The organism is Streptomyces sp. NPDC101110 (assembly GCF_044759525.1).
GTDB lineage: Bacteria > Actinomycetota > Actinomycetes > Streptomycetales > Streptomycetaceae > Streptomyces.
This window is the reverse complement of sequence record NZ_JBIVZM010000011.1, coordinates 188,573-202,549: the sequence shown is the minus strand read 5'-3', so window position 1 is coordinate 202,549 and position 13,977 is coordinate 188,573. Positions and strand designations below refer to the sequence as shown.

The 13,977-nt window shown below is 71.8% G+C and carries 11 protein-coding genes; 7 read left to right on the top strand and 4 right to left on the bottom strand.

The genetic code is table 11. The annotated features are described in order from the left end of the window. Positions 1-2 precede the first annotated feature (2 nt). Positions 3-452 (top strand): MarR family winged helix-turn-helix transcriptional regulator, encoded by a 450-nt coding sequence (locus ACIQU3_RS25530; protein WP_403738427.1) that lies wholly within the window; start codon positions 3-5, stop codon positions 450-452. A gap of 78 nt (positions 453-530) precedes the next feature. Here the strand turns inward: ACIQU3_RS25530 and ACIQU3_RS25525 are convergent, their stop codons facing one another. The 3 genes from ACIQU3_RS25525 to ACIQU3_RS25515 all read right to left on the bottom strand — a co-directional run bounded on the left by ACIQU3_RS25525 (position 531) and on the right by ACIQU3_RS25515 (position 4,526). Beyond that, the gene (locus ACIQU3_RS25525) at positions 531-1,973 is read right to left on the bottom strand and encodes a cation:dicarboxylate symporter family transporter (protein ID WP_403927891.1); all 1,443 of its coding nucleotides are present in this window, start codon (positions 1,971-1,973) and stop codon (positions 531-533) included. Between the two features lie 174 nt (positions 1,974-2,147). After that, positions 2,148-3,752: a peptide-N4-asparagine amidase gene (locus ACIQU3_RS25520; RefSeq protein ID WP_403927889.1), complete on the bottom strand. Its 1,605-nt coding sequence runs from the start codon at positions 3,750-3,752 to the stop codon at positions 2,148-2,150. 42 nt (positions 3,753-3,794) lie between these two features. Further along, positions 3,795-4,526 carry a hypothetical protein gene (locus ACIQU3_RS25515; protein WP_403927886.1) on the bottom strand — a complete coding sequence of 244 codons (732 nt, stop codon included), beginning with the start codon at positions 4,524-4,526 and terminating at the stop codon, positions 3,795-3,797. A 392-nt stretch (positions 4,527-4,918) separates the two neighbouring features. Between ACIQU3_RS25515 and ACIQU3_RS25510 the strand changes: the two genes are divergently transcribed. The 4 genes from ACIQU3_RS25510 (at position 4,919) to ACIQU3_RS25495 (ending at position 9,503) form a co-directional block, all read left to right on the top strand. Further along, positions 4,919-6,724 (top strand): ABC transporter transmembrane domain-containing protein, encoded by a 1,806-nt coding sequence (locus ACIQU3_RS25510; protein ID WP_403738414.1) that lies wholly within the window; start codon positions 4,919-4,921, stop codon positions 6,722-6,724. Next, complete coding sequence (locus ACIQU3_RS25505; RefSeq protein ID WP_403927883.1) at positions 6,721-8,502, top strand: ABC transporter ATP-binding protein; 1,782 nt, start codon at positions 6,721-6,723, stop codon at positions 8,500-8,502. Before ACIQU3_RS25510 ends, ACIQU3_RS25505 begins: the two co-directional genes overlap by 4 nt. Positions 8,503-8,751: 249 nt before the next feature. Next, positions 8,752-9,222 carry a DUF5709 domain-containing protein gene (locus ACIQU3_RS25500; protein WP_030835227.1) on the top strand — a complete coding sequence of 157 codons (471 nt, stop codon included), beginning with the start codon at positions 8,752-8,754 and terminating at the stop codon, positions 9,220-9,222. Between the two features lie 35 nt (positions 9,223-9,257). Beyond that, positions 9,258-9,503, top strand: coding sequence for a type B 50S ribosomal protein L31 (locus ACIQU3_RS25495; protein WP_161368247.1), 246 nt, complete (start codon positions 9,258-9,260; stop codon positions 9,501-9,503). Positions 9,504-9,570: 67 nt separating this feature from the next. On the opposite strand, the gene ACIQU3_RS25490 is transcribed toward ACIQU3_RS25495, so the two are convergent. Then, positions 9,571-10,365 (bottom strand): metal-dependent hydrolase, encoded by a 795-nt coding sequence (locus tag ACIQU3_RS25490; protein WP_403738405.1) that lies wholly within the window; start codon positions 10,363-10,365, stop codon positions 9,571-9,573. A 144-nt stretch (positions 10,366-10,509) separates the two neighbouring features. Here ACIQU3_RS25490 and ACIQU3_RS25485 point away from each other — a divergent pair, with 144 nt between their 5' ends. Next, positions 10,510-13,023: a DEAD/DEAH box helicase gene (locus ACIQU3_RS25485; RefSeq protein ID WP_403927881.1), complete on the top strand. Its 2,514-nt coding sequence runs from the start codon at positions 10,510-10,512 to the stop codon at positions 13,021-13,023. Between the two features lie 37 nt (positions 13,024-13,060). Beyond that, positions 13,061-13,933, top strand: coding sequence for an acyl-CoA thioesterase (locus ACIQU3_RS25480; RefSeq protein WP_403927879.1), 873 nt, complete (start codon positions 13,061-13,063; stop codon positions 13,931-13,933). Positions 13,934-13,977 lie beyond the last annotated feature (44 nt).

Sequence of the window (13,977 nt, the reverse complement as noted above, 5' to 3'; positions counted from 1 at the left end):
GCATGACCACGCCCGACCCCGACGGTCTGCTCGCCGAGCAGTTGCTGCGGCTCACCCGCAGGGTGCACCGCATCCAGAAGCGGCATCTGGAGCACCGTGAGCTGGGCATCACCCCGGCCCAGTCCCGGCTGCTGCGCACGCTCGCGCACTGGGGTTCGCCACCGCGCATGGCCGATCTGGCGGAGCGCCTCGAGGTGGTGCCACGCGCCGTGACGACACTGGTCGACGGCCTGGAGGCGAGCGGCAAGGTCCGCCGGGTCCCGGACCCGGCCAACCGGCGGGTGATCCGCATCGAGCTGACGGACGACGGCCGGGGCGCCCTGCGCGAGCTGCGGGCGGCACGCAGGTCGGCCGCTGAGGAGATCCTCGCTCCACTGACGGGAGAGCAGCGCGAGGCGCTCGGCGGCCTGTTGAACACGCTGATCGACGGGACACCTGCGCAGCCCTGCTGACGGGCCGGAACCCGAAGCGGGCCGTGGCCGTCGCCCCTTGCTCGGGAGCGAGGGCCACGGCCCACTTTCGCCGACACCTCAACCGGACTCGGGCGCGGGCTCCTTGAGCTCTTCGAGTCCTTTGCGCTTCTGCGCCGGGACGGCCGGCGCGAGAGCCTCGGTGTCGAACTCGTCGTTCGGGCGTTTCAGTTCACCGTCACTCTTCTCTTCATCGTCGTCCGGAGGCGCGACGTCCTCCCCGTCGAGTGTCCGCTTGGCCCGGTCGATGTCCAGGGCACCCTCCCAGCGGGACACGGCGAAAACGGCGACGCAGTTGCCGAGCAGGTTCGTGACCACGCGCATCGAGTCCATGATGCGGTCCACACCGAGCAGCAGCGCGACGGCGCCGGCGGGGATCGCCCCCAGGGACGAGGCGGTTGCGGACAGGGCGAGGAACGCCGAACCGGGGATGCCCGCCATGCCCTTGCTGGTCAGCATCAGCACCAGGACGACGGTGATCTGCTGGCCGAGACCGAGGTCCACGCCCACGGCCTGGGCGATGAACAGCGTGCCGATGGACAGGTAGAGGGAGGCGCCGTCGAGGTTGAAGGAGTAGCCGGTGGGGAGAACCAGACCCACGGCGTCGTCGCGGGCGCCGGCCCGGCGCAGCTTCTGCATCACACGCGGCATGACCGACTCGGTGGACGCGGTGCCGAGCGCGAGCAGCATCTCCTCGCGGATGTAGCGCAGGAACTTCCAGAGGCTGAGCCCGGTGACGGCCTTCAGGGCGACGCCGAGCAGCGCGACGAACAGCGCCGCGGCCACGTAGCAGAGCACGATGAGCTTGCCGTACGTCTTCATCACGCCCAGGCCGTAGTTGCCGACCAGGTGAGCCATCGCGCCGAACACCGCGAGCGGGGCCAGCCGCATGATGAAGCCGACCACGGCGAAGATGATCTCCTGGGCCTGCTCGATCGCGGGCAGGATCTTCGGCACCTTGGTGTGCCCGAGGTGCAGCAGGGCGGCGCCCACCAGGCAGGCCAGGATGAGGACTTGGAGCAACTCGTTCTCGGCGAAGGCGCCGACGAAGCTCTGCGGGAGGGCGCTCAGGACGAACTCGGTCGTCGTGGGCAGATGGCCGCCACCCGTGGTCTCGTCGACCGCCGCGGCGTCGAGCGAGGCGGGGTCGACGTTCATGCCCCTGCCCGGGCCGACGGCGTTCGCGGCGACGAGGCCGATGACCAGGGCGGCCGTGGAGGCGATCTCGAACCAGACGAGGGCCTTGACCCCGATCCGGCCGAAGGCCTTCAGGTCACCGGCCTTGGCTATGCCGACGACGACCACACAGAACACCAGCGGCGAGATCACGGTCTTGATGAGCCGGGTGAAACCGTCGCCGAGCGGCTGGAAAGCCGTGGCCGTGTCGGGCCACAGCTTTCCGACGACGATTCCGAGGACGAGCGCGCAGGAAACCTGCGCGAAAAGCGAGGTGCGTAGAGTGCGTGCGACGCGTCGCGGGAGGGACGGTACGGACGGCGGCACGAAGCCTCCTAGGGGGACGGGGCGCACAGAGGCCGGAGGGGGCTTCTGTGATGCGGAATATCAATTCCGCTACCGACACCCTGAAGGCTGTCTTGATCGCGCACAAGACCGCAACGTTTCGGCCAAGTAAAAGCGCCGCGAGTGGCGCACGTCACACGCACCCCACTGGTCACTTCAGCACCGGTTGCGGTCCTCCGTGAGCACGCCCTGAGCCGTCGTCAGGGTGCGGTCGTAGCAGCCGCGCGGGCCGTACAGGCGATAGCGCTCGCTGGTGCTGCCGACCGCGTGGCGCTGGTCGCGCGGCACGTTCGTCGTGTAGGTCGCGTCCCCGGTGTACGAGTGGTCGAGCCGCGACCAGGTGGTGGGCCGCCCTCCGTGAGTTCCGACGACCGTGGCGCGGTCGCCGAGGGTCAGCACGGTGCGCAGCCGGTCGCCCGCTCCGAGGCTGGTCGTGCCGTCCATCGTGTAGGCCCGGCGGGTGCGTGTTTTACGGCCGTCGACGGTCACCGTCTCGTCGTCCGTCCAGGTGGCTTCGAGGGCGTCACGCGTCTCACCGTCGGTCCAGCGGTGTGTGGAGGTGCCGGCCAGTGAGCGGGTGACGGTGGTCCGCACGCGGCCGCGGGAGGTGTCGACGTAACCGCCGACGGTCAGCCGGTGCGCGCCCTCGGTGGCCACCACGTGCTCCGAACCGGGCGTGTACACCGACGAGTCGGTGAGGTCACCCGCCTTGTGCACGGTGAGCTTGCCGGTGACCCGCTCGCGCTGCTCGTCCTGCCAGACCAGGACATTCACGGGTGTGCTCCAGCCACTCTGCCCCTCTGGCACACCGGCCACCGTGACCTCGACGCGGTGCCGGCGGCCGTCGTTGAGGATCCCGGCGAAGGGGGTGAGGTCGTAGGTGACGGGCCTGACGTCGAAGGCGCGCGGACCCGGGATCACGTACCAGAGGAAGGGGTTGGACCAGCCGCCCGTCCATACCGTGGGGAACGGGGTGGCGATGCCGGCCAGCCGGCCGTCGACGCTGATCTGCACCTCACGGTAGGGGCCTCGACCGGTCTTGCAGGAGTACGGCGCCGGTTCGGGCACCGTGAGGTACCAGTACTCCTCACAACCGCCGCCGGACCCGGTCGCGTACACCTCGGCGAGGATCCGCTCGCTGTTGCGCGGGGTGGTGAGGGCCGAGTCGGCGTCGAGGGTGAGGACCCGATCGGGTTGCGCACCGTCGGGGCGGCCCGGGTGGAACGTCAGCGTGACCTCGACGTCGAGGACGCCCGTGTAGGTGTCGTCGACGACGTTGCCGATGAGCATCTCGACGTCCCGGCTCGTGCGGAAGGTGTCGGCGTAACGCGTGACGTCCTTCTCCACGGACCACTCGATGCCGTCCGGTGACGGCTGCGGCGTCGACGTCCGGAGGATCTCGACGCCGCCGACGCGGAGGTAGCCGAGCCGGTCGTACTGACGGCCCTTGACCTTGCCGTCGAGCCGCAGCACCACCTTGCTCCATCGGCTGCCGCAACCGCCGGGCGGGGTGTACATGCCGCGGTAGGGGGTGAAGTCGCGGAACTGCGCCCGGGCGAGGGTGACTTCGCAGGACTTTCCGGCGGGCTTTTCCACCGGCGGGGCGGCCGTGACCGGGTCGTGCCAGTCGGTGCCGAACTCGGCGGGGACGCCGGCCGCCCGGGCCGGGCCGTCCGCCGCACCGGCCGGGCCGGTCCCGAGGAGGGTGCCCGCCAGGAGGGTCGCCCCGGCGAGCATGGACATGACGATCCGTCTCTTCATGGGCGGAGTTCTACGGGGAGCCGGCCACCCGCGCAACGGCGCCTAGGCCGCCAGGTCCGCCCTGTCCCCCATCACCACCACGGGACGCTGCCGCGGGTCGAGCGTGCGCAGCAGGTACCTCATCGCCGGTTCGGGCACGCTGACACAGGCCGACGTGCCGCTGCCGTGGTCCATGTGCAGCCAGATCCCGCCGCCCTTCTTCTGGCCCTCGGGGCGGGTCTGGTCGTTCGGCGGGGTGCCTTTGACGCGGTTGTAGTCGATGGCGATGACGTAGTCGAAGTCGTGCCAGTGCGACTTGGCCCACCAGCGCGGGGCGGCGAAAGCGGCGGAGCGGGTGTACGGGAGCCCGGAGCCCGGGTCGGGCAGCACACCGCCGGCGTCACTGAGGGTGAACACGCCCACGGGGCTGCGGTCGTCATCCTCGTGGTGATCGGTGGTCCAGCCCTTCTTGCCGTTGTGCCCGGCCCAGCCGCGCTCCCGCTGCCAGGCCGATCCGTGCTTGGTGTACAGGACGACGGTGGAGTCGGCGGAGTCCTTTCCCTCGCCGTAGACCGCGACGACCTGGCGGGAGCCGGACGGGATCCGCCGCTGGAGCCGGTCGCCGACGCCGGGGATGCGGGTCGGATCGGCCGTGGCCGCCTGGGTGCGGGGCGCCGGGCGGGCGGCGTCCGCCCCGCCGCTGCCCTCCGCGCCGCCGCAGGCCGACAGAGCCGTCAGAAAAGAGGCGAGGACCGCCGCCGCGGCCACCGCTCGTCGTACGCCACCACTGTGCATCGCTCCATGGTCGCACCGCGCCCAGGGTGACGACGGGCGCGGGACGGCGTGCTGCGCGGGCAGGACGGTCGGTTCCCGCCTGGCTGTAGTCCGGTTGCGCACGCGGGACGCCTGCCTGCGTCCGGTTGTCGGCCGTCTGCGCACGCCGAACGGCCGGTCTGGGCCCACGTGTCGGCCGTCTGCGCACGCGGAACGGCCGGTCTGGGCCCGGTGCCGGCCGGTTGCGGGCGGCGGGCGGCCGGTTCCTTGCTGCGGAGGGAAAACCGTTTGCCTCCGGCCGCGTCGCAACGCGAACCTGTCACGGTTTGCTGCCGTCGCCGGCGGCCGCCCCACTCCCCTGCCGACCCACCTCCCCGCCCCCTTCGCCCCCTGACACGAGCCACTGGGACGTCATGCAGATTCAAGACCTTCCGTATCCCGACCCGGGCGTGCCGGACGCGCGTTCGGGCCCTCGATTCCTGTGGTGGCTCTTCCGGAACCAGCTGGGCGGTCAGCTCAAGTCGCTGAGCTGGGGGCTGCTGCACTTCGCCTCCGTCGCCGCCCTCCCCTTCTGTGTGGGGGTCGCCGTGCAGGCCGTCGTCGACCGCTCCGGCTCCGGCCTCGCCCTGGCGGCCGGCCTGCTGGCACTGGCCTGCGTCGGCAACGCGGTCGGTGACACCTTCCTGCACCGCACCGCGATCACCAACTGGATCACCGCGGCCGCCCGCGTCCAGCAACTGCTGGCCCGCAAGGCCGCCCATCTGGGCTCGGCGCTGACCCGGCGGGTCGCGGCCGGTGAAGTGGTGGCGGTGTCGACGGGCGACGTCGAGAAGATCGGCTGGTTCGTGGAGGCCCTGTCCCGCTTCACCGCAGCCCTGGTCACCGTCGTGCTGGTCTGCGTCGGCCTGCTCGTCTACCAGCCGGCGCTCGGCGTCGTCGTCGCCGTCGGGCTGCCCGCGCTGGCGCTCGCCGTACTTCCGCTCCTGCCTCGCGCCACCCGACGCGCCGACACCCAGCGCGAGAAGGCCGGACGCGCCACCGAACTGGCCTCGGACACCGTCGCCGGTCTGCGCGTGCTGCGCGGCATCGGCGGCGAGGAGTTGTTCCTCGACCGCTACCGCAGCGCCTCCCAGGAGGTACGTCACGCGGCCGTGCGCAGTGCCCGGATGTGGTCCCTGATCTCCGCGATCCAGGTCCTGCTGCCCGGGCTGCTGCTCATCGCCGTCGTCTGGCACGGGGTGGGGCTGGCGCGCGAGGGCCGGATCACCGTCGGCGAACTGGTCACCGTCTACAGCTCGGTCATGGTCCTCACATACCCGCTGCGCCACTTCGAGGAGATCGCCATGGCGTACTCCTTCTCCCGGCCCTCCGCCAAGCGGGCCGCGGGAGTGCTGTCGCTCGAGCGGCCCACCGACACCGCGGGATCGCGTGCGGGTGCGGTCCCCACGGGTGACCTGTACGACCCTCAGACCGGGCTCCTCGCACCGGCCGGCCGGCTCACGGCCGTGGTGTGCGGTGACCCGGACACGGCGGGTCTGCTGGCCGAGCGGCTGGGCGGGCACCCGTCCCGGCAGGGCACCTCGGTGCTGCTGGGCGGGGTGCCCCTCGACGAACTCCCGCTGGACAGCGCCCGTACGGCCGTCCTCGTCCAGGACAAGGACCCGGTGCTGCTGTCCGGTACGCTGCGCGAGCTGCTCGACGTCCCCGCGTCGGGCGCCGTCCGGCCCCGGGAGGCGCTGGCCGCCGCGCAGTGCGAGGACGTGCTGGCGGCGCTGGTGCAGGGCTCGCTGGACGCGGCCGACCCGATGGACGCCCGGATCACCGAACGCGGCCGGTCGCTGTCCGGCGGTCAGCGCCAGCGGCTCGCACTCGCCCGGTCGTTGATCACGGACCCGGAGGCGCTCGTCCTGGACGAGCCGACCTCGGCCGTCGACTCGCACACCGAGGCACGGATCGCGCAGGGCGTACGGGAGTTGCGTGCGGGGCGCACGACCGTGGTGTTCACCTCCTCCCCGCTGCTGCTGGACCGCGCCGACCGCGTGGTGTTCCTGCACGACGGTGAGGCCGTGGCGGTCGGCGCCCACCGCGAACTGGTGCGCACCGAGCCCCGCTACCGGGCGGTGGTCACGCGCGAGACGGACGGAGAGGCCGCACTGGGCGGCTCCGTCGCCCTGAACGACGTACTGCAGGAACTGGAAGAGATCGAGGAGAAGGCATGATCGGCGTCGCGCCACCGGCGTACGACCCGGCGGCCCCGACGGCGGCGAACACTCTGCCGGTCGGCGCCCCCGAGACCGTGCGCGCCTACGTGGCCGAACTGCTGCGCCGCCACCGGCGGGCGTTCCTGCTGCTGGTCGCCGTCAACACGGTCGCCGTGATCGCCTCGATGGCCGGTCCCTGGCTCCTGGGCGGGCTGGTGGAGCGGGTCTCGGCCGGGGCCGGGGACCTGCGGCTGGAGATGACCGCCGGGCTCTTCGTGGCCGCGCTGGCCGTGCAGGCCGGGTTCGTCCGGCAGGTGCGGCTGCGCGGCGCGATGCTCGGCGAGCGGATGCTGGCCGACCTGCGCGAGGACTTCCTCGTCCGGTCGGTCGGGCTGCCGCCCGGGGTGCTGGAGCGGGCCGGGACCGGCGACCTGCTGTCGCGCATCACCACGGACATCGACCGCCTCGGCAACGCCATGCGGGAGGCCGTGCCGCAGCTGTCGATCGGCGTGGTGTGGGTGGTCCTGCTGATGGGCGGCCTGGTGATCACCGCTCCCCCGCTGGCGCTGGCCGTGCTGCTCGCCCTGCCGCTGCTGATCGCCGGCTGCCGCTGGTACTTCCGGCGGGCGCCCTCGGCCTACCGTTCCGAGGCCGCCGGGTACGCCGCCGTGGCCGCCGCGCTCGCGGAGACCGTGGACGCCGGACGCACCGTCGAGGCCCACCGCCTGGGCGAGCGCCGCGTCGGGCTGTCCGAACAGCGCATCCGGGAGTGGACGGCCTGGGAGCGGTACACCCTCTGGCTGCGGTCGGTGCTCTTCCCGGTCATCAACGTCACCCACGTGACCGTGCTCGCCTCGGTCCTGCTGGTCGGCGGTGTGTTCGCCCTCCACGGCTGGATCGACGTCGGCCAGCTGACCACCGGCGCGCTGATCGCCCAGATGCTGGTCGACCCGGTGGGCATGATCCTGCGCTGGTACGACGAGCTCCAGGTGGCCCAGGTGTCGCTGGCCCGGCTCGTGGGGGTCCGGGACATCGAGCCGGACGCCGGGGATCCGTCGGTGGCCCCCGAGGGACGCCATGTGCGGGCCGACCGGGTGCACTTCGGCTACCTGGAGGGCGTGGACGTCCTGCGCAAGGTGTCCCTGGAGGTCGCCCCTGGCACCCGGCTGGCCCTGGTCGGCCCGTCGGGCGCGGGCAAGTCCACGCTGGGCCGGCTGCTCGCCGGGATCTACGCGCCCCGGGACGGCCGGATCAGCCTGGGCGGAGCGGAGCTGTCCCGGATGCCGGCCGAACACGTCCGCTCGCACGTGGCCCTGGTCAACCAGGAGCACCACGTCTTCGTGGGCTCCCTGCGCGACAACCTCCGGCTCGCTCGGACCGGCGCCGTCGACGCCGAGCTGTGGGCTGCGCTGGGCGCGGTCGACGCCGACGGCTGGGCCCGCGCTCTGGAGGACGGCCTGGACACCGAGGTCGGCTCGGGCGGTCTGACGCTCACCCCGGCTCAGGCCCAGCAGATCGCGCTGGCCCGCCTGGTGCTGGCCGACCCGCACACGCTGGTCCTGGACGAGGCGACGTCCCTGCTCGACCCCCGCGCCGCCCGCAACCTGGAACGGTCCCTGGCCCGGGTTCTCGACGGCCGCACCGTGGTCGCCATCGCCCACCGGCTCCACACGGCCCATGACGCGGACGTCATCGCCGTCGTCGAGAACGGCCGGATCAGCGAGCTGGGCAGCCATGACGAGCTGGTCGTGGCGGACGGCGCGTATGCGGCGCTGTGGAGGTCGTGGCACGGCTGAGCCGAGCCACGGGTGCGCGTGCCACACGTGCGTCGTGCCACGGGTGACGGGAGAAGCGGGGAGCCCGCCGCGGAGGGCCACCGGGTCCTTGGCGTTGCGCGGTCCCGAGCCGGGGTGGAAGGCTGGAATCAGGCACCGGCTCGGGGAACGTCCGGGAACCAGTGGTTCGGGCGGCGCCAGTGCTCCGTGCGGCGGCGGCCCGGCGCGGGCCCCGTGAGAGCGGGCCCGTCCCACCCCTTGGAGGTACCCGTGAACAGCTCCGACGGCTGGGGAGACGACGTCTACCAGCCGGACCAGGACGAGCAGAGGGAGGACACGGGGCTTCTCGACGCCGAGGACACCCTGGAGAACGACGGCGTCGACGATCCCCTGGACCGGGGCTGGTCCCCTCCCGAACGCCCCTGGGCCGTCGAGCACCTCGGTGTCACGGCCGCCGAGCGGCAGCGGGGCGAGACGCTGGACCAGCGGCTCTCCGAGGAACTGCCGGACGCGGCCGTCCCGGACGGTGACGGCCTCGGGGACTGCGCGGGCTCCGACGGGGAACTCCTGGACAACGAGGTCGGCGCCGCGCGCTCCGGCCGGCTCGTGGCACCCGACGAGGGCGCCCACGAGGACGAGGAGGAGGCGCTGGTCGCCATGGACGTGGGCATCGACGGCGCCGCCGCGTCCGCTGAGGAGGCCGCCGTGCACATCGTCGACGAGGACACTCTGTCCGGCTGATCGCGGGACCGGCCCGAGCCGTTCGAGGAGCATCCATGCAGCAGGACAAGCACCCCGACTACCGCCCCGTCGTCTTCCGCGACCGTGCCGCCGGGTACGCGTTCCTCACCCGGTCCACCGCGACCAGCGACCAGACCATCGAGTGGGACGACGGCGAGACCTACCCGGTCGTGGACGTGGAGATCTCCTCGGAGAGTCACCCCTTCTACACCGGCAAGGCCCGCACGGTGGACTCGGAGGGCCGGGTCGCCGCGTTCGAGCGGCGCTACGGCGGCGGCTGAGGCTCCTGCGGACCGGGCCTCCTGAGTGGCGGGGCTCCTGGGTGACGGGGCTCCTGGGTGACGGGGCTCAGATGAAGTTGAGCGCCGCCGCGCACCCCACCCCGCCGAGCAGCATGAACACCGGCATCAGCACCTTGAGCTCGACCCAGCTGCCCGCCCGGAACCGCATGACCTTCGGCGGCCCCACCGGGTACCAGCGCTTACGGCCGACCGGGATGGGCCACAGGATCGGGCAGCCGGACACGGTGAGCGCGTCCCCGATGTCGTGCACGATCGCGCCCAGCACGACCGGCAGGCCGAGCCACAGGTACTCCTGGCCCGGCGCCGTGAACAGCCAGTCGGCTCCGTTGCCCGGCTTGTCCAGGACACCGGCGAGGATCCACGCGGTGGTCGCGGCCAGCAGCCACACCAGGACGTCGCTGCTGGAGCCGCGCGCGGCCCGCCACAGCAGGCCCTCGATGGCCAGGACCAGGTGCACGAAGAGAACCGCGAGCACGCCCCAGCGGTCACTGGTTACCGCCACCACCGAGGTGCCCGCACCGATCAGGACCGCCCACAGCCAGGTGTGCGTCAGCGTGCGGTGCCCGCCGGAGCGGCGCGGGTCGCCCTGCTTCTTGGTGGCCTTGTAGACGGCGTACGACAGCTTGTCGACGATCTCGCACAGCCAGCGCGACAGCGGTCCGAAGGACCGGGAGATGGTGGCGGCCTTGTGGTCGAGGTCCGGGGCCAGGGCGGCTCCGGCGCAGATCAGGGCGCCGACGAGGAGGACCGGCCAGGGCATCGGGTGCCCGGCCGCCGCGGCGGCCGCGCCGACGCCGAGCCAGGCGGCGGCTCCCGACAGTGAGTGTGCTGGTCCCATCATGGCGCTGCCCGCCCCATTCATCGTGTGCCGCTGTCCGGTTGACCGGGCGTGCTGACGTCCCGTCGGCGGCCCAGCGTAGCGTTCGTGATCTTCGGGTCCGCAGCCGATTCCCGCATCGGGCACCGGGCCAGGCAAGATGGGGGCGTGACCCTCATCGATCAGCTGCCGCGGACCCCCGACCCCGACGCCCTGTACGAAGCCTTCGAGTCATGGGCCGGCGAGCGGGGTCTCACGCTCTACCCCCACCAGGAGGAGGCGCTGATCGAGGTGGTCTCCGGCGCGAACGTGATCGTGTCGACGCCCACCGGTTCCGGCAAGAGCATGATCGCGGCGGGCGCGCACTTCGCGGCCCTCGCCCGTGACGAGGTCACCTTCTACACCGCGCCGATCAAGGCCCTGGTGTCGGAGAAGTTCTTCGAACTGTGCAAGATCTTCGGCACCGAGAACGTCGGCATGCTCACCGGCGACGCGTCGGTCAACGCCGACGCGCCCGTCATCTGCTGCACCGCCGAGGTCCTCGCGTCGATCGCGCTGCGCGACGGCAAGGACGCGGACGTCGGCCAGGTCGTGATGGACGAGTTCCACTTCTACGCGGAGGGCGACCGCGGCTGGGCCTGGCAGATCCCGATCCTGGAGCTGCCGCAGGCGCAGTTCGTGCTGATGTCGGCGACGCTCGGGGACGTCTCCTTCTTCGAGAAGGACCTCACCCGCCGCACCGGCCGACCCACCGCGGTGGTCCGCTCGGCGACCCGCCCCGTGCCGCTGTCCTACGAGTACCGCTACACCCCGCTCACCGAGACCCTCACCGATCTGCTGTCCGCCCGGCAGGCCCCCGTCTACATCGTGCACTTCACACAGGCGCAGGCCGTGGAGCGGGCGCAGGCGCTGATGAGCATCAACATGTGCTCGAAGGAGGAGAAGGAGCAGATCGCCGAGCTGATCGGCAACTTCCGCTTCACCACCAAGTTCGGCCGCAACCTCTCCCGCTACGTCCGGCACGGCATCGGGGTGCACCACGCCGGCATGCTGCCCAAGTACCGGCGCCTGGTGGAGAAGCTCGCTCAGGCCGGTCTGCTGAAGGTCATCTGCGGCACGGACACGCTCGGTGTCGGCGTCAACGTCCCCATCCGCACGGTGCTGTTCACCGCCCTGACCAAGTACGACGGCACTCGTGTGCGCACCCTGCGGGCCCGGGAGTTCCACCAGATCGCGGGCCGGGCCGGGCGCGCCGGTTACGACACCGAGGGCTTCGTCGTCGCGCAGGCGCCCGAGCACGTCGTCGAGAACGAGAAGGCCCTCGCCAAGGCGGGCGACGACCCCAAGAAGCGCCGCAAGGTCGTCCGCAAGAAGGCACCCGAGGGTTTCGTCGCCTGGTCGGAGCAGACCTTCGAGAAGCTCATCGGCTCCGAGCCGGAGCCGCTGACGTCCCGGTTCCGCGTGACGCACACGATGCTGCTGTCGGTGATCGCCCGCCCCGGCAACGCCTTCGAGGCGATGCGCCGGCTGCTGGAGGACAACCACGAGCCGCGCAAGCAGCAGTTGCGGCACATCCGCCGTGCCATCGCCATCTACCGCTCGCTGCTGGACGGCGGCATCGTCGAGAAGCTCGACCAGCCGGACGCGGAGGGCCGCATCGTCCGGCTCACGGTCGACCTCCAGCAGGACTTCGCCCTCAACCAGCCGCTGTCCACGTTCGCCCTCGCCGCATTCGAGCTGCTCGACCCCGAGTCGCCGTCGTACGCGCTCGACATGGTGTCCGTCGTGGAGTCCACGCTCGACGACCCGCGGCAGATCCTCGCCGCCCAGCAGAACAAGGCGCGCGGCGAGGCCGTGGCCCAGATGAAGGCGGACGGGGTCGAGTACGAGGAGCGCATGGAGCGCCTCCAGGACATCACGTACCCCAAGCCCCTGGAGGAACTGCTCTTCCACGCGTACAACACGTACCGCAAGAGCCACCCCTGGGTCGGCGACCATCCGCTGTCGCCGAAGTCGGTCATCCGTGACATGTACGAACGGGCGCTTTCCTTCACCGAGTTGGTGTCCCACTACGAGCTGGCCCGCACCGAGGGCATCGTGCTGCGCTACCTCGCCAGCGCCTACAAGGCCCTCGACCACACCGTCCCCGACGACCTCAAGTCCGAGGACCTCCAGGACCTGATCGCCTGGCTGGGCGAGATGGTGCGCCAGGTCGACTCCAGCCTGCTGGACGAGTGGGAGCAGCTCGCCAACCCTGCGGAGATGACCGCCGAGGAGGCCCAGGAGAAGGCGGACGAGGTCAAACCGGTCACGGCCAACGCCCGTGCCTTCCGCGTGCTGGTCCGCAACGCCATGTTCCGCCGCGTGGAGCTCGCCGCCCTCGACCAGGTCGGCGAACTGGGCGAGATGGACGCCGAGTCGGGCTGGGACGCCGACGCCTGGGGCGAGGCGATGGACAAGTACTGGGACGAGTACGAGGATCTCGGCACCGGCCCCGACGCCCGCGGCCCCAAGCTGCTGCTCATCGAGGAGGAGCCGGACAACGCACTGTGGCGGGTCCGGCAGATCTTCCACGACCCGAACGGCGACCACGACTGGGGCATCAGCGCGGAGGTCGACCTCACCGCCTCGGACGCCGAGGGCCGCGCGGTGGTCCGCGTGACCGACGTCGGCCAGCTGTGACGGGCCGGGCAGCAGCGACCACAGGAGAATCACACCCATGACGACGAACCCGGCCGAAAGGCTCGTCGACCTGCTCGACCTGGAGCAGATCGAGGTCAACATCTTCCGCGGCCGCAGCCCGCAGGAGTCCCTGCAGCGGGTCTTCGGCGGGCAGGTGGCGGGGCAGGCCCTGGTCGCCGCCGGCCGCACCACGGAGGGCGACCGTCCCGTGCACTCACTGCACGCGTACTTCCTGCGGCCCGGCATCCCGGGCGTGCCGATCGTCTACCAGGTCGAGCATGTGCGGGACGGCCGGTCGTTCACCACCCGCCGGGTCACGGCCGTGCAGCAGGGCCGCACGATCTTCAACCTGACCGCCTCCTTCCACAAGCCCGAGGCGGGCAGCTTCGAGCACCAGCTGCCACCGGCCCGCACGGTCCCGGACCCGGAGTCCCTGCCCACGGTCACGGACGAGATCCGGGAACACCTGGGCGCACTGCCCGAGCAGCTGGAGCGGATGGCCCGCCGCCAGCCCTTCGACATCCGCTACGTGGACCGGCTGCGCTGGACCATCGAGGAGGCCCGGGACGCCGATCCGCGCAGCGCCGTGTGGATGCGCGCGGTCGGGCCGCTCGGCGACGATCCGCTCGTGCACACCTGCGCCCTCACCTACGCCAGCGACATGACCCTCCTGGACGCCGTCCGCATCCCCGTCGAGCCGCTGTGGGGCCCGCGCGGCTTCGACATGGCGTCCCTGGACCACGCGATGTGGTTCCACCGCCCCTTCCGCGCGGACGACTGGCTCCTCTACGACCAGGAGTCGCCGATCGCGGTCGGCGGCCGTGGCCTGGCCCGGGGCCGGATCTATGACCGTGAGGGCCGTCTCGTCGTGTCCGTCGTGCAGGAGGGGCTCTTCCGCAAGCTGGGCTGATCCGGTCCTTCACCGGCCGGGCCCTCCTCGCCGGGCTCCGATCG